This window comes from Nocardiopsis listeri (assembly GCF_020741345.1).
Lineage (GTDB): Bacteria > Actinomycetota > Actinomycetes > Streptosporangiales > Streptosporangiaceae > Nocardiopsis > Nocardiopsis listeri_A.
The window spans coordinates 1-14,654 of the sequence record NZ_DYZD01000160.1; the positions used below are offsets into that span (position 1 = coordinate 1).

General features: G+C 69.6%; 15 protein-coding genes. 8 read left to right on the plus strand and 7 right to left on the minus strand.

What is annotated here, in order from left to right:
* The 3 genes from K8V84_RS09100 to K8V84_RS09110 all read left to right on the plus strand — a co-directional run.
* The coding region (locus K8V84_RS09100) for a YeeE/YedE family protein (RefSeq protein ID WP_304072974.1) at positions 1 to 1,085 on the plus strand (1,085 nt) is incomplete at its 5' end.
* Positions 1,086 to 1,154: 69 nt separating this feature from the next.
* Entirely contained in the window at positions 1,155 to 1,835 is a 681-nt protein-coding gene (locus K8V84_RS09105; RefSeq protein ID WP_304072977.1) for a YdcF family protein, read from the plus strand.
* A 65-nt stretch (positions 1,836 to 1,900) separates the two neighbouring features.
* Positions 1,901 to 2,383, plus strand: a complete 483-nt coding sequence (locus K8V84_RS09110; RefSeq protein ID WP_304072979.1) for a YbaK/EbsC family protein — start codon at positions 1,901 to 1,903, stop codon at positions 2,381 to 2,383.
* Between the two features lie 12 nt (positions 2,384 to 2,395).
* Here K8V84_RS09110 and K8V84_RS09115 read toward each other — a convergent pair whose 3' ends face one another.
* Positions 2,396 to 2,863, minus strand: coding sequence for a hypothetical protein (locus K8V84_RS09115; protein ID WP_304072980.1), 468 nt, complete (start codon positions 2,861 to 2,863; stop codon positions 2,396 to 2,398).
* Between the two features lie 169 nt (positions 2,864 to 3,032).
* On the opposite strand from K8V84_RS09115, the gene K8V84_RS09120 reads away from it, so the two are divergent.
* Positions 3,033 to 3,611 carry a hypothetical protein gene (locus K8V84_RS09120; RefSeq protein ID WP_304072983.1) on the plus strand — a complete coding sequence of 193 codons (579 nt, stop codon included), beginning with the start codon at positions 3,033 to 3,035 and terminating at the stop codon, positions 3,609 to 3,611.
* Between the two features lie 16 nt (positions 3,612 to 3,627).
* Here K8V84_RS09120 and K8V84_RS09125 read toward each other — a convergent pair whose 3' ends face one another.
* The 3 genes from K8V84_RS09125 to K8V84_RS09135 all read right to left on the minus strand — a co-directional run bounded on the left by K8V84_RS09125 (position 3,628) and on the right by K8V84_RS09135 (position 6,246).
* A complete protein-coding gene (locus K8V84_RS09125; RefSeq protein WP_304072986.1) occupies positions 3,628 to 3,759 on the minus strand; it encodes a hypothetical protein in 132 nt (43 codons plus the stop codon).
* A gap of 29 nt (positions 3,760 to 3,788) precedes the next feature.
* Positions 3,789 to 5,141: an OFA family MFS transporter gene (locus K8V84_RS09130; protein WP_304072989.1), complete on the minus strand. Its 1,353-nt coding sequence runs from the start codon at positions 5,139 to 5,141 to the stop codon at positions 3,789 to 3,791.
* Between the two features lie 169 nt (positions 5,142 to 5,310).
* Positions 5,311 to 6,246, minus strand: a complete 936-nt coding sequence (locus K8V84_RS09135; protein ID WP_304072992.1) for a LysR family transcriptional regulator — start codon at positions 6,244 to 6,246, stop codon at positions 5,311 to 5,313.
* Positions 6,247 to 6,397: 151 nt separating this feature from the next.
* On the opposite strand from K8V84_RS09135, the gene K8V84_RS09140 reads away from it, so the two are divergent.
* Positions 6,398 to 8,683, plus strand: a complete 2,286-nt coding sequence (locus K8V84_RS09140; RefSeq protein ID WP_304073008.1) for an FdhF/YdeP family oxidoreductase — start codon at positions 6,398 to 6,400, stop codon at positions 8,681 to 8,683.
* Between the two features lie 36 nt (positions 8,684 to 8,719).
* On the opposite strand, the gene K8V84_RS09145 is transcribed toward K8V84_RS09140, so the two are convergent.
* Positions 8,720 to 9,922, minus strand: a complete 1,203-nt coding sequence (locus K8V84_RS09145) for an aromatic acid exporter family protein (RefSeq protein ID WP_304072995.1) — start codon at positions 9,920 to 9,922, stop codon at positions 8,720 to 8,722.
* A 161-nt stretch (positions 9,923 to 10,083) separates the two neighbouring features.
* Here K8V84_RS09145 and K8V84_RS09150 point away from each other — a divergent pair, with 161 nt between their 5' ends.
* Positions 10,084 to 10,719 (plus strand): histidine phosphatase family protein, encoded by a 636-nt coding sequence (locus tag K8V84_RS09150; protein ID WP_304072998.1) that lies wholly within the window; start codon positions 10,084 to 10,086, stop codon positions 10,717 to 10,719.
* Positions 10,720 to 10,777: 58 nt separating this feature from the next.
* On the opposite strand, the gene aroQ is transcribed toward K8V84_RS09150, so the two are convergent.
* Entirely contained in the window at positions 10,778 to 11,233 is a 456-nt protein-coding gene (gene aroQ / locus K8V84_RS09155) for a type II 3-dehydroquinate dehydratase (RefSeq protein ID WP_304072999.1), read from the minus strand.
* Positions 11,234 to 11,368: 135 nt separating this feature from the next.
* Here aroQ and K8V84_RS09160 point away from each other — a divergent pair, with 135 nt between their 5' ends.
* A complete protein-coding gene (locus K8V84_RS09160; protein ID WP_304073002.1) occupies positions 11,369 to 13,165 on the plus strand; it encodes an acyl-CoA dehydrogenase in 1,797 nt (598 codons plus the stop codon).
* Positions 13,166 to 13,209: 44 nt separating this feature from the next.
* On the opposite strand, the gene K8V84_RS09165 is transcribed toward K8V84_RS09160, so the two are convergent.
* Positions 13,210 to 13,971 (minus strand): MerR family transcriptional regulator, encoded by a 762-nt coding sequence (locus K8V84_RS09165; RefSeq protein ID WP_304073005.1) that lies wholly within the window; start codon positions 13,969 to 13,971, stop codon positions 13,210 to 13,212.
* Positions 13,972 to 14,200: 229 nt separating this feature from the next.
* Here K8V84_RS09165 and K8V84_RS09170 point away from each other — a divergent pair.
* On the plus strand, positions 14,201 to 14,654 hold a 454-nt coding region (locus K8V84_RS09170), incomplete at its 3' end, for a protein kinase (RefSeq protein WP_304073007.1).

Below are 14,654 nucleotides of genomic sequence, written 5' to 3' on the forward strand. Positions count from 1 at the left end.
TGGTCCTGGGTCTGGGACTGGGCTTCACCCTCTTCCACTCCCGGTTCGGTTTCACCTCGGCCTGGCGCCAGTTCCTGGCCGTGGGCAACGGTACCGGGCTGCGCGCCCACGCGGTGTTGCTCGGCACCACCGCCACCCTGTTCGCCCTGGTCATCGGAACCGGAACCGGCCTGTTCGGAAACGAGCCGGGGCCGTCGGCCGGGCCGATCGGCATCGCACTGTTCGCCGGCGCGTTCCTGTTCGGCATCGGGATGCAACTCGGCGGCGCGTGCGCCTCGGGCACCCTGTTCGCGGTCGGCTCCGGACAGTCAGCCATCCTCATCACCCTGTTCGGGTTCATCGTGGGTTCGGTCATCTACTCGGCGGCCTGGCCGCTGGTGGCCGACCTGCCCTCGGTGCCCCCCGTGCTGTTGTCCGACCACGTGGGCTGGGGTGGTTCGTGGGCGATCACCATCGCCGCGTTGGTCGCCCTGGTCGTCCTCACCCGCGCCGTGCAGAACCGTCGTGTTCCCCCGCCGGTGGGCGCCCCGCCCTCGGCCCAGGGTTGGGCCCGCGTCCTGCGCGGTAGCTGGCCGCTGATCGCCGGCGCCCTGATCCTGGCCGCGCTGGGCGCGGCCGTCCTCCTGGTCTCCGGTGGGCCGTGGGGCATCACCTCGGCGTTCAACCTGTGGGGCGCCAAGGGGCTCCAGCTGCTGGGCCTGCACCCCGAGACCTGGGCGTTCTGGTCCCAGCCCGGTCAGGCCGAGCAACTGGCCGGCCCGGTCCTACAGGACAAGAACAGTCTCACCAACATCGGCATCATCCTGGGTGCCGCCGCCGCTGCCGCGGCCGCCGGCACCTGGAAGGTGCACACCGGCCTGAGCTGGAACCTGGTGGCCGCGGGCCTGGTCGGCGGTGTCCTGATGGGCATCGGCGCACGGCTGGCCGGCGGCTGCAACATCGGCGCCTACCTGGCGGGCATCTCCTCGGGCAGCCTGCACGGCTGGCTGTGGGCGGTCTTCGCGCTGGCGGGCACCTGGGCGGGTCTGCGCGCCCGCACCCTGTTCGGTCTGGGCGTGCCCAAGCCGAGCGACAGCGTCTGCTGAGGTCTCCCTCCCCGGGACACGGGCCCCGCCGAACGTCGGGCGGGGCCCGTCCTGGTCTAGGCTGCGGCCATGGCCGAGGTGACGAGGGTGGACCTGACCGAACAGGTACGACGCTGGGCGAGGGTCGTCTACGACCACCAGCGCTTGGGTGAGGAGCCGCGCCGGTGCGACGTGGCCGTGGTGCTGGGCAGCCACGACATCGGGGTGGCCGACCGGGCCGCCGAGCTGTATCGGCTGGGGTTCTTCGATCGGATGGTCATCACCGGCGCCAACAGTCCCACGACCCTGTCCCGGTTCCCTCGTGGAGAGGCCGTGCACTACCGCGAGCGGGTCGTCGAACAGGGGGTTCCGGGGTCCGCGGTCCTCATGGAGACCGAGGCGACCAACACCGGCGAGAACCTCCGGCTCGGTCGCGCCCTCCTCGACGCCGAGGGGGTCACGCCGACCACGGTGATGTTCGTTTGCAAGCCGTACATGGAGAGGCGCGTCCACGCCACCGTCCTCAAGCAGTGGCCCGAGGTGGAGGCCCTGTGCGCCTCGGCCCCGCTCGACTTCGACGCCTACCTGCCGACCGTGGGCGACGACCGGCTGGTCCTGGACACCATGGTCGGCGACCTGCAGCGGGTCATGGAGTACCCGGCACGCGGCTTCGCCGTCCCCCAACCGGTCCCCGAGGACGTCCGGGAGGCCTTCCATGGCCTGGTCGCCGCCGGCTTCGACCGCCACCTGCTTCCCGACGCCCGAGAGTGACTCGGTGGTCCACTCCCCCGGTGGGCGATAGCCTGCGGCCGACGTCGAAAACGAGAGGTTCCCCCATGGACGAGGTCGAAGCGTTGCCCGAGCGAAGCCGCCGTGTGGTCGAGGTTCTGGACGGGCTCGGTCTGACCGGGCGGGTGCGGGAGCTGCCCGACTCCACGCGCACCGCGGCCGAGGCCGCGCAGGCCCTGGGTTGTGAGGTCGGCGCGATCGCCAACAGCCTGGTGTTCATGGCCGACGACGCGCCACTGCTGGTGATGACCAGTGGACGGCACCGGGTGAACGTGGACCTGCTCGCCGAACGGCTGGGCAAGCAGAAGATCCGCAGGGCCAAGCCGGATGAGGTGCGGGCCGCCACCGGCCAGGCGATCGGCGGGGTCGCCCCCATCGCCCACCCGGCACCGGTGGAGACCGTGGTGGACACCGCTCTGGCCGATTACCCGACGTTGTGGGCCGCGGCCGGCACGCCGAACACCGTCTTCCCGCTCACCCACACCGAACTGGTCAAGATCACCGGCGGCGTCGAGGTCCGCGTCGACTGACGGTCGGCGCGGCTACGCGCCCGACCGCGTGGTCGCCGCTCCCGGTAGGACCTTGCTCGCGGCCAAGGCGACCAGTCCGCAGACGGCGCCGACGACGGTGCCGGTCACCATGCTGCTCAGGGCGGCGAAGACGCGGACCATGACCTGCTGGACGATCGGGGACAGGCCGGCGAGGCCGCCGCCCAGCGTGGGCGGATCTCCCTCGTAGGCGACGTTCCACAGGAGTTGGTGGCCGAGCATGAGCGCCACTCCGTACAGCACCCCCACCATCAGGAGGGTGCGGAAGGGGTCGGGGACGCGGCGCCACAGGACCACGACGATCCACACCAGGGGCGGCACGAACACGAACAGGGCGTTGACGAAGGTGCCCTCCTGGATGAGGCCGAGGTCGTGCAGGACCACGCGGGGCGCGGCGATCAGCGCGAGGAGGACCAGGGCCGGAAAGGACAGACCCGGTGCGGGACGATCACGTACGTTCATGTCGCCATCGTGCGCCGCCGGGGCGTGCGACCGCGTCGGCCCGGGGTCGCGTTCGGGTACGTCCGATCGCGTATCCGAGGTAGGCCGTGATCATCCGGTCACCCCCTGGTGCGATACGGTCACCGATGACGCCGGGTGGATGCCCGGCCCCGGGAAGGACCCCCTGCGCATGACCAGAACCGGATGGATCTCCACCGTCGCCGCCGCCGTGACCGCGCTGATCGTCGGCTTCGGCGCCGGGTGGCTCGCCCATGGGAACACGATGGGGCCGCCCGTGGCCGAACCCGAGCCCACCGCACGGGAAACGCTGCAGCCCACCCCGACCTTCGAGCCGGTGACCGTGGACCTGGACGATACCCACGACTTCGGCGACGGTTTCACCATCGGGCTGAGCGACTTTCGACGCGAGGTGGAGGAGGGCGGGGTCGACCCGGTCACCGGCGAGGAGGAGGACCTTCCGTACGTGTCCTGGCGGGTGGAGGTCACCAACGAGGGCGCCGACCCAGTACAGACCGGTTCGTTGACGCGCACCTGCGAGGTGGGCGAACCGCCTCGGGAGTCGGGCTCGCCCGCCCTGGGCTCGGAGGTCAAACCGCCCGAGACCCTGGAGCCGGGGCAGAGCGGCTCCTGGGACGAGGACTGCTGGGCCGAAGAGGACGAAACCCGACTCCGGTACACGGTGGAGTTCCATGACCAGGACTTCGTTCCGCTGTACCCACCGGTGACCTTCGCGGGCGAGGTGGACTGAGCCGGGTCCCGTCACCCTAGCCGGTGAACAGGGTGGCGGCCTGCAGGGCCGTCTGTGTCACCCCGTATCCCAGGGCGATGATCACGGTCGCCCACAGGAAGACGGCGGCGGCCTTGGCCGGGAGGTCCCCGGAGCTCTTCTGTTCCATCTGCTTCTCCTCGTGTTGCGGAGCCGGGCTCACGCGGACTGTCGGGACGTCGCTCGCTCGTCGGAGGCGCTCTCGTCGAGCTGGCGCTCCGAGAGCGGCCTGACCAGCATGTTCGCGGTGAACCCGATCGCCATGACGACCACCATCAGGTACAGCGACAGCGTGTACAGGTCGGCTCCGGAACGGCCGACGGAGAGCTGGTGGTCGGCCACCACGTTCACGATCAGCGGCCCGGCGATGCCCGCGCACGACCACGCGGTGAGCAGCCGACCGTGGACGGCGCCGACGTTGAAGGAACCGAACAGGTCCTTCAGGTAGGCGGGGATGGTGGAGAACCCACCTCCGTAGAAGGACAGGATGATTCCGGTGACGGCGACGAAGAGCACCACGGATCCGGTGCCGGCGACCGCGATGAGCAGGTAGAGCAGGCAGCCGATACCCAGGTAGCCGATGTAGGTGCGCTTGCGCCCCAGGGCGTCGGAGGTGGAGGACCACACGAAGCGCCCGATCATGTTGCACAGCGACAGCACGCCCACGTAGCCGGCGGCCTCGGCCGGGCCCACGCCCGCGAAGAAGTCCTGGATCATCGGGGCCGCCTGTTCGAGGATGCCGATCCCCGCGGTGACGTTGCAGAACAGCACGATCCACAGCAGCCAGAACTGGCGGGTGCGAAAGGCCCGCTCCACGCTGACGCCCTCGGTGGTGAGGGCTCCTCCGGTGGCGGTCGGTTTGGGCTCCCAGCCCTCGGGCTTCCATCCGGGCGGCGGCACCTTGACGGTCATCGCGCCGAGCATCATGGCTGTGAAGTAGACCGTGCCCAGTGTGAGGAAGGCGGGGACGATCGCGTCGGCCGGGGTGTCGGCGAAGCGGTCCAGCAGCGCCGCGGACAGTGGTGAGGCGATGAGCGCGCCACCGCCGAAGCCCATGATGGCCATACCCGTGGCCATGCCGGGACGGTCGGGGAACCACTTGATGAGGGTGGACACCGGAGAGATGTATCCGATGCCCAGGCCGATCCCGCCGATGACGCCGTACCCCAGGTAGAGCAGCCATAGTTGACCGGTGGCCACACCGAGCGCTCCCACGAGGAAACCGGTGCCCCAGCACAGGCCGGAGACGAACATCGCCTTGCGCGGGCCGTTGCGTTCGACCCACTTGCCGCCGAAGGCCGCCGACAGGCCGAGCATCACGATCGAGATGCTGAAGACCACGCCGATGGCGGTCAGGGTCGTGTCGAACCGTTCCACCAGCGGTGTCTTGAAGACGCTGAAGGCGTAGACCTGGCCGATGGACAGATGCACGGCGAGCGCCGCGGGTGGGATGAACCACCGGCTGTAGCCGGGCGGGGCGACACTCTTCTCACGGTCCAAAAACGACAGCACGAACCATCCTCGCGATCCTCAGGATTGGTTTCCGCTCGGAATACGGGCCTTATCCACGTCACTTCCGAAACACCGGAAACAAGCATGGAACATCGTCACACCGGGTGTGATCGGAATCAAATACCGATTTTCTTTCACGCGATAACGGAGGCTTATCGAAGGTCGGGGCTCAGCCGGTCAGCGCCGCCCCTCCGGCGGAGTCGTGTCGGGACAGGTGTTCTTCCAGGTCGATCCCGGCGACGCTGTCGAACAGGGCGCGGGCGAGCACCGGTTCGGGGTCGCGGTCGGCGATGACCAGCCCGATCGCCTGACCGATCTCGGGCCGCACCAAGGGGACGGCGCGCATTCCGTCGGGGATGGCGTGCAGGTACAACCAGGCGTGCGGCATCACGGCGGACCACTGGCCGCCACGAACGTGGGAGCACAGCGCGCTGACCGAGTTGGTCTCGACCCGCGGCACCGGTCGGGCGCCGGCCTGTCGGAAGGCACCGTCGATGATGCGCCGGTTCTGCATGTCCGGGGTGAGCAGGCACAGCGGCACCTCGGAGGCCTCGGCCCAGCTGATGCTCGCGCGGTGCCCCAGGGGCCCGTCCTCGGCCGTGAGCAGGACGTAGTGCTCCCGGTAGAGGTGTTTTCGACGCACGTGGTCGAGGGGTTCGTTGTCGATGTAGGTGACGCCGACGTCGATCTGGAAGTCGGCCAGGGCCTGCTCGATCTCGGTGGAGGTCATCGAGACGATCGACAGGGTGACCTGGGGGTGCAGTTCGCACAGCCCGCGCGTGATCAGGGACAGGGAACTGAGGGTGGTGGGTATGGCTCCGATGCGCAGTCGTCCGCTGAGTCCCTCCCTCCCGTTGCGCACGCTCTCCAGGAGGGAGTCGTGTTCGGCGATGACCCGCTGCGCCCAGGTCACGATCTGTTCGCCCTCGTGGGTGAACCCGATGAACCGGTTGCTCCGCTTGACGATGGGGACGCGAAACTCCGCCTCCAGCTTGCGGATGGCGGAGGACAGGGCGGGCTGGGAGACGTGGCAGGCCTGGGCGGCGCGGGCGAAATGGCGTTCCTTGGCCAGCGCGGTCAGGTACTTCAGCCGGCTCAACAACATCGCCTGAGCGTACAGGGACCAACGTCCCCTCAACAAGAACGGTCAATCGCTTGATAGTGATCTCTTCTTTTGGCGCACGCGAACACATCCACCCCCTGCGCCCGGCTCCGTCCGGTGAAAGAATGGGGGTGTGAGACACCACGATTCGCAGATGCCCGATCCCGCGCAGGACGCGCCGGAGGTCGGATCACCCAAGGAAAGCGCGGCGGGGATCCCCGCTGTGCTCAGCAGCGTGCGTCACGTCGGCGAGCAGGCCGGTGTGATGCGCGGGCTGCCGGCGATGCTCGCCGTGAACCAAAAGCGCGGCTTCGACTGCCCGGGCTGCGCCTGGCCGGACCCGGACAAGCGGCACACGGCGGAGTTCTGCGAGAACGGCGCCAAGGCGGTCGCCGAGGAGGCCACCCGACGCGAGGTCGGAGCGGAATTCTTCGCCCGGAACCCGGTCGGGGAGCTCGCCGAACGCTCCGGCTACTGGCTGGGACAGCAGGGCCGGTTGATCGAGCCGGTGTACCTGCCCGAGGGGGGCACCCACTACGAGCCCATCTCGTGGGAGGCCGCCCTGGACCTCATCGCCGAGGAGCTGCGCGGGTTGCGCTCCCCCGACGGCGCGGAATTCTACACCTCGGGGCGCACCAGCAACGAGGCGGCGTTCGCCTATCAGCTGTTCGCTCGGCAGCTGGGCACCAACAACATGCCGGACTGCTCGAACTTGTGCCACGAGTCGTCCGGTTCGGCGCTCACCGAGACGCTGGGCGTGGGCAAGGGCAGCGTGTCCCTGGAGGACGTGTACGAGGCGGACCTGATCATCGTGGCCGGGCAGAACCCGGGCACCAACCACCCTCGGATGCTGTCGGCCCTGGAGAAGGCCAAGCGTTCGGGAACGCGGATCGTCACGGTCAACCCGTTGCCGGAGGCGGGCATGAAGGCGTTCCGCAACCCGCAGAACGCACGCGGCCTGGTGGGCCGCGGCACCGAGCTGACCGACCTGTTCATGCAGGTCGGCCTGGGTGGCGACCTGGCACTGTTCAGCGCGGTCAACCGGCTGCTGTTGGAGGCCGACCGGCGCGGCGAGGACGTGCTGGACCACGAGTTCGTGCGGGAGTTCACGCACGGGTTCGAGGAGTTCTCCCAGACCCTGCTCAAGGAGCCCGAGGACGAGTTCTGGGAACGCACCGAACGCGAATCCGGGCTGTCCCGGTCGCTGATCGAGCAGCTGGTCACCATGGTGACCGGCTCCCGCAACATCGTGGTGTGCTGGGCGATGGGCCTGACCCAGCACAAGCACTCGGTGCCGACCATCCGCGAGGTGGTCAACTTCCTGCTGCTGCGCGGCAACGTGGGCCGGCCGGGCGCGGGCGTGTGCCCGGTGCGCGGCCACTCCAACGTGCAGGGCGACCGCACCATGGGCATCTTCGAGCGGCCCGACGAGTCGTTCCTGGACGCCCTGGGCGCGGAGTTCGGTTTCGAACCGCCGCGTGAGCACGGGCACGACACCGTCAACGCGATCCGGGCGATGGGCCGCGGTGAGGTGGGCGTGTTCTTCGCGATGGGCGGCAACTTCGTGTCCGCCTCCCCCGACACCGAGGTGACCGAGGAGGCGATGCGCCGGGTGGGCCTGACGGTGCACGTGTCCACCAAGCTGAACCGCTCGCACGTGGTCACCGGCACTCGGGCGCTCATCCTGCCGGCGTTGGCCCGTAGCGACCGGGACGTGCACGGGGACCGGGCCCGGTGGATCACGGTGGAGGACTCCATGGGGGCGGTGCACGCCTCGCACGGTGTGCTCGCGCCGTTGTCGGAGCACATGTGGTCGGAGGTGGACATCGTCCGTGCCCTGGGGCGGCGGATGTTCCCCGACGGTCCGGTGGACTGGGACGCGATGGCCGACTACGACCGGATCCGCGACCACGTGTCCCGGGTGGTGCCGGGCTTCGAGGACTTCAACGCCAGGGCCAGGCGGCGCGGCGGGTTCGAACTGCCGCACGCGCCCCGGGACGACCGCAGGTTCCCGACGGCGACGGGGCTGGCCAACTTCACCGTGAACGGCAGCTACGCGCCCGAGGTCCCCGAGGGCCGACTGCTGTTGCAGACACTGCGTTCGCACGACCAGTACAACACCACCGTCTATGGGTTGGACGACCGCTACCGCGGTATTCGGAACGGCCGCCGGGTGGTTCTGGTCAACCCGGAGGACGCCCGGGAACTGGGGTTGGCCGACGGTGCCTACACCGACATCGTGGGCGAGTGGTCCGACGGGCGTGAGCGGCGCGCCCCGCACTTCCGGGTGGTGCACTACCCCACCGCGCGGGGCAGCGCGGCCGCCTACTACCCGGAGACCAACGTGCTGGTGCCGCTGGACTCCACCGCCGACGTGAGCAACACCCCCACGTCCAAGTCCGTGGTGGTGCGGTTCGAACCCTCCCCCGTGCGCAACTGAGGACCGCGTGATCGACCGGCCCGGAACCCGGGCCGGTCATTCGCGTTCGCGGAACCGGCCGAAACGGATGTCGGGCAGGCGGGGTCGCCAACGCAGCCACGGAAGCCAGGGTTCCTGGGCCGGAGGCGGGATCGTGGGGTCCTCCAGCTCGCCCATCAGGACGTCCTCGACCTCCTCGAAGCGGATCCCGGCGAACACCATGATGTCGGTGGCGACCATCTCCACGGCCAGGTGGGTGGCGTGGGTGACGGGGTCGTCCTCGGGGGTGCCCGTACCGTAGCCGCGCGAGGCCGTCAGCGCCTGGACCACGGCCTGTTCCCTGGTCTCTCGGCTGCTGAGGTCGTCGGCGAGGATGTTCAGGACGTCGGCCATGCCCCGCACGATGGGGGCGAGTTCACGGCGTTCCTCGCTACCCATGGCCACGGTGGTGCGGGCCAGGAACAGGCAGCTCTCGCCGAGCAGGATGAGCCGTTCGATGACCTCGTCCTCGTCGAGGACGGGCCCGGGATCGCCCCAGCGGATGGTGGACAGCCGGATCGTGGACATGCTCGCCTCACGGGCCTTGCTGAGGTCGGCCATGGGTCTGCTCAGGTCGCCGAGACGGTTGACCACCTGGGCGCTGGCGTCGTGGCCGTCGCAGGTCAGGGATCGGCCCACCTCGTCGAGCATGCGGGCCATCTCCTCCAGGGCCTCCTCTTCGATGCGACGCATCATCGCCACGAGGCGGGCGGGGAAGAGCAGCTGACTCAGCAGTAGGGCCACCCCGGCGCCGATGAGCGCGTCGACGAGCCGGTCCGTTCCGGGGCTGTCGCCACCGACGAAGATCGTGGTGAGGATGGCGCTGGCGGCCGACTGCCCGATCACGACGCGTTTGGAGGTGACCACGGCGGCCACGGTCATGGCCAGTCCGGTGCCCAGGGCCAGGGAGAACACGCCCCTGTCGGTGACCAACAGCGCGAACTCCCCGGCGAGGATGCCGATGAAGACGCCGGTCAGCAGCCGGACCGCGTTGCCCCCTCGTTCGCCGCCCGAGGCGTTGAGCGCGATGAGGGCGGCGATGGGCGCGAAGAACGGTCTGTGGTCCTGGATCAGTCCCCCGGCGATGCTCCAGGCCAGGGCGGCACCGATGATCGCCAGCAGGATCTGGGATCCATAGGCGGCCAACCGTTTGCGCACTTCGAAGACGGTGGTCCGGATCAGTCTCCGTACGGAGGTGCCCCCCGAGAACAGTGCTCCCATGATCTCCTCGTCGTGCGGGACGCCGGAGGTCTGGGGGGACCGGCCCTACTTTTCTACCGGCCGGAGTGGTCGAAGTGTGTCAACGCCATGCACTGGCTCGGGTGGGAGGCGAGCCGGGCCCCGGTGGGCGTGCGCGGGGGACGTCCCCGTACATTGTGCGCATGCCGACGATCTACCTGATCCGCCATGGAAAGGCCTCCCCCGAGGCCGACGACTACGACCGGTTGAGCCCCACCGGGTACGAACAGTCGCGACTGTTGGGCACCGAACTCAAGCGGCGCGGCCTGTCGGTGGGCGCGGTGGTGACGGGGTCGCTGCTGCGCCAACGTCAGACCGCCACCGCCGCCCTGGCCGAGGCCGGGATCGACTTCGAGCCCGCCGTCGACGATCGGTGGAACGAGTACGACCACCTGGACCTGCTGAGCCGCTTCCCGATCGAGACGGGCTCGCTGCAGCAGCGGTTGGACGCCTGCCTGACCTCGTGGACCACCGCCGAGGAGGCGGGGCCGGGTTCGTTCCCGCACTTCCGCGACGGGGTGCGCGCGGCGCTGGCCGACGTGGCCGCGGGCCTGGACCGCGGGCGGACCGCCCTGGTGTTCACCTCCGGCGGGGTGATCGGCGCGGTCTGCTCCGCCCTGATGAACGCGCCGGACTCGGCGTTCGTGATGATGAACCGGGTGACGGTGAACGCCTCGGTGAGCAAGGTGGCGCACGGGCGAGGCGGCACTCAGTTGCTCTCGTTCAACGACCACGCCCACCTGGAACAGGGCGGCCCGGAGCTGATGACCTACCGCTGAATCGGGCCTTTTCACGCCCACCCCATACCGACCGGTCGGTCCTGATGGTCGGGTGCGGTCAGTCGCGGCGCTCGGCGGCCCGGGACAGGACGGCCCGCAGCCCCAGCTCGTAGCCCACGATCCCGCACCCGGCCACGTAGCCGGCGGCCACCGGCGCGGTCACCGAGGTGCGCCGGAACTCCTCGCGCGCGTAGACGTTGGAGATGTGCACCTCGACGACGGGCGCCTCGACGGCGTCGATCGCGTCGCGCAGGGCGATGCTGTAGTGGGCGTAGGCTCCGGGATTCATCACGACCCCCGCGTAGTGACGGGCGGAGTGGATGTGGTCGACCATGCCGCCCTCACTGTTGCTCTGCGCGCAGACCACCTCCACCCCGAGCTCCTTGCCCAGGGCGACCACCCGCTCCTCGACCCGGGCGAGGGTGGTGGTTCCGTACTGCTCGGGGTCGCGGGTGCCCAGCAGGTTGAGGTTGGGGCCGTTGAGCAGCAGGACGGTGGCGGTGTTCTCGGGCATCGGCGACTTCCTGGTCGTGTTCGGTGTTCGGTGGGACCAGCGTAGACCGTTTCGAAGGAAGGGCCCTGAGCACGCGTGGGGCGCTTCGGGGCGGGTAGCATACCGACCAGTCGGTTCTCATCTTGGAGGCATCCCGTGGCGTCCACCCTGCTGTCCGCGCGCGACCTGCAGTTCCTGCTCTACGAGTGGCTCGACGTCGAGGCCCTGACCCGACGGACCCGGTACGCCGACCATTCCAGGGAGACCTTCGACGGTGCCCTGGAACTGGCCGAACGCGTGGCCACCGACCACTTCGCCCCGCACAACAAGACCAACGACGCCGAAGAACCCCGCTTCGACGGCGAACGCGTCCACGTCAACCCCGAGGTCAAGAAGGCACTGGAGGTCTACGCCGAGACCGGCCTGTCCTCCATCGCCATGGACGCCTCCGTGGGCGGCGACCAGATCCCCCGGGTCGTCTCCAGCGCCTGCAGCGCCTACTTCCAGGCGGCCAACCTGGGCACCTCCGCCTACCCCTTCCTCACCTCCGGCAACGCGTCCCTTCTCATCGAGTACGGCACCCCCGAACAGATCGACACGTTCGTACGCCCCATGGTGCAGGGCCGCTACACCGGCACCATGTGCCTGTCCGAGCCCCAGGCCGGCAGCTCGTTGTCGGACATCACCACCCGGGCCGAGCCCGCCGGCGACGGCACCTACCGGCTCTTCGGCAACAAGATGTGGATCTCCGCCGGCGACCACGAACTCACCGAGAACATCGTCCACCTGGTCCTGGCGAAGATCCCGGGCGGCCCTCCCGGGGTGAAGGGCATCTCCCTGTTCATCGTGCCCAAACGCCTGGTGAACGAGGACGGTACCCCGGGTGAGCGCAACGACGTCGTCCCGGCCGGTCTCAACCACAAGATGGGCTACCGGGGCACCGTCAACGCCCTGCTCAACTTCGGGGAGGGCAAGCACACCCCGGGCGGCGAGCCCGGTGCGGTCGGCTACCTGGTCGGCGAGCCCCATCAGGGGCTGCGCTACATGTTCCACATGATGGACGGCGCCAGGATCGGGGTGGGCGCGGGCGCGATGGCGGTCGGCTACACCGGCTACCTGAAGTCGCTCTCCTACGCCCGGGAACGCCTCCAGGGACGTCCTTTGGGCGCGAAGGACCCGCGCGAGCCGCAGGTGCCCATCATCGAACACACCGACGTGCGGCGGATGCTGCTCGCGCAGAAGAGCTACGTGGAGGGCGCCCTGGCCCTGGTGCTGTACTGCGCCCATCTGATGGACGACAAGCTCAGCGCCGAGTCGCCCGAACGGGTGCGCGAGGCCGGGTCACTGCTGGACGTGCTGACCCCCATCGTCAAAAGCTGGCCCTCCCAGTGGTGTCTGGAGGCCAACAGCCTGGCCATCCAGGTCCACGGCGGCTACGGCTACACCCGCGAGTACGACGTGGAACAGCACTACCGGGACAACCGGCTCAACGCCATCCACGAGGGCACCCACGGCATCCAGGGGCTGGACCTGCTGGGCCGCAAGGTGGTCCAGGACGGCGGGGCGCGGTTGACGCTGCTGGTGGAGACCGCACGCGCCACCGTGGAACGGGCGCGAGGGCTGGGCGGGGCCGAGGCCGAATACGCCGAGCTGTTGGACGCGGCCCTGGCGCGCACGGCCGAGACGGCCGCCTCGGCCTGGTCCGAGGGCGACCCGGCCGTGGCGTTGGCCAACGCCACGGTCTACCTGGAGGCCGTGGGCCACGTGGTGGTCGCCTGGCTCTGGTTGGAGCAGCTGGTCACGGCGCACGGCCGGTGCGGCGGTTTCTACGAGGGCAAGCGGGCCGCGGCCGCCTACTTCTTCCGGCACGAGCTGCCCAGGACCGGGCCCTGGTTCGACCTGGTCGCCTCCCGCGACCGCACCGTCCTGGACGTGTCCCCCGACGTCCTCTGAGAAGGCGAGGTCCCGCCGCCCATGGGCGGGCGGCGGGACCTCGGTCACCGCGACTCCTGCTGTCCCAGCACGTGCCGGGCGTAGTCCTCCATGGCCTCGCACTGGTAGTCGGCCAGTCCTGGGGCCACCTTCTCGTACACCTCGCGCCACGGTCCCGGCTCGGCGTAGACCCGTCCCAGCTGGACGAACGCCTCGGCGTCCGGGGTCCACATTCGGCACACGCCCTCGTAGTGGGCGGCGATCTCGGCGCGCACGGCCGGGTCGTCGACCGGACGGCCGGCCCGCAGGTGGGCGGCCATCCGCTCCAGCTGGGCCGCGGCCTGCGCACGCATCCGCTCGCCCTCCTCGGGGGTGAGGTCGCGGCCGGCGGCGCCCGCCTCCTCCCACTGCTCGGGCCACTGGGTGCGGACCCGGTCGTCGTAGTAGGTGACGTCGAAGCCCGTGAAGAGCTCCTCGGGTCGGATGGTGGTCATGTCGTTCCCTTCCAGCGCGTCGACGGTGCGACGCACGGTCTCGATGAGGGAACCCAACCGGTCGCGCTCGGCCTCCAGGTCGAACAGATGCCGGCGCAGCGCGGCGACCTCGTCGTGTTCGGAGTCCAGGGCACGGCGGATATCGGCCAGTCCCAGCCCCAGCTCGCGCATGACCAGGATCCGTTGCAGTCGGCGCAGTTCGCGGTCACCGTACCGGCGCTGCCCTCCGGGGCCCACGCTCTCGGGCTCCAAGAGACCGATGTGGTGGTAGTGGCGCAGGGTTCGGGAGGTCACGCCGCTACCTCGGCAGACCTCCGCCATCGACCAGGACATCGGGTTCCCTTCGTCGGGCCGGTCCGTCCGGCCTCGGCACGACCGTAGGCGTTGACGTCGCGTCGACCGCAAGCCTGGGCCCCGGTCGAACTCCGGTTCGAAAGCGCCGGCCCCGGGTCGAACCCCTGGGCAATGGTCATACAAGGATTCCGAACGATTACCCCCAGGAAGGGATGAACGCGCCTAAAAGGGAACACAGTGAGGGTGAAGTCCTGCAGAAAGGCGTGACGTGCTGCCCCTTTCGCCCCACGATCCCGACCGGATCGGACCGTACCCACTGACACACCGGCTCGGCACCGGTGGCATGGGCCAGGTGTACCTGGGGCGGGCCGACGACGGCGCCCACGTGGTGGTCAAGGTGGTGCGTTCGGCCCTGGTGGAGGACGACCACCTCGATGGCACCGACTACCGTGCGAGGTTCGCCCGCGAGGCCGAACTCGCCGCTCGGGTGGGCGGGCGCTACACCGCGGAGGTGGTCGACAGCGATCCCCATTCGGAACGGCCGTGGATCGCCTACGAACACATCCCCGGTCCGTCGCTGAAGGAGGCACTGGCCGAACGCGGGCCACTCGACGCCCCTTCGCTGCGCGCGTTGGCCGCCCTGCTCGCCGAGGCCCTGGACACCATCCACTCCCACGACCTCATCCACCGCGACATCAAGCCGAGCAACGTCATCCTGGCGC

What these genes read in the sequence shown, in the direction of transcription:
- K8V84_RS09105 (WP_304072977.1), top strand. Translation starts at nt 1,155, where the DNA reads ATGGCCGAGGTGACGAGGGTGGACCTGACCGAACAGGTACGACGCTGG.
- K8V84_RS09110 (WP_304072979.1), top strand. Translation starts at nt 1,901, where the DNA reads ATGGACGAGGTCGAAGCGTTGCCCGAGCGAAGCCGCCGTGTGGTCGAG.
- K8V84_RS09115 (WP_304072980.1), bottom strand. Translation starts at nt 2,863, where the DNA reads ATGAACGTACGTGATCGTCCCGCACCGGGTCTGTCCTTTCCGGCCCTG.
- K8V84_RS09120 (WP_304072983.1), top strand. Translation starts at nt 3,033, where the DNA reads ATGACCAGAACCGGATGGATCTCCACCGTCGCCGCCGCCGTGACCGCG.
- K8V84_RS09125 (WP_304072986.1), bottom strand. Translation starts at nt 3,759, where the DNA reads ATGGAACAGAAGAGCTCCGGGGACCTCCCGGCCAAGGCCGCCGCCGTC.
- K8V84_RS09135 (WP_304072992.1), bottom strand. Translation starts at nt 6,246, where the DNA reads ATGTTGTTGAGCCGGCTGAAGTACCTGACCGCGCTGGCCAAGGAACGC.
- K8V84_RS09140 (WP_304073008.1), top strand. Translation starts at nt 6,398, where the DNA reads ATGCCCGATCCCGCGCAGGACGCGCCGGAGGTCGGATCACCCAAGGAA.
- K8V84_RS09145 (WP_304072995.1), bottom strand. Translation starts at nt 9,922, where the DNA reads ATGGGAGCACTGTTCTCGGGGGGCACCTCCGTACGGAGACTGATCCGG.
- K8V84_RS09150 (WP_304072998.1), top strand. Translation starts at nt 10,084, where the DNA reads ATGCCGACGATCTACCTGATCCGCCATGGAAAGGCCTCCCCCGAGGCC.
- aroQ (WP_304072999.1), bottom strand. Translation starts at nt 11,233, where the DNA reads ATGCCCGAGAACACCGCCACCGTCCTGCTGCTCAACGGCCCCAACCTC.
- K8V84_RS09165 (WP_304073005.1), bottom strand. Translation starts at nt 13,971, where the DNA reads ATGTCCTGGTCGATGGCGGAGGTCTGCCGAGGTAGCGGCGTGACCTCC.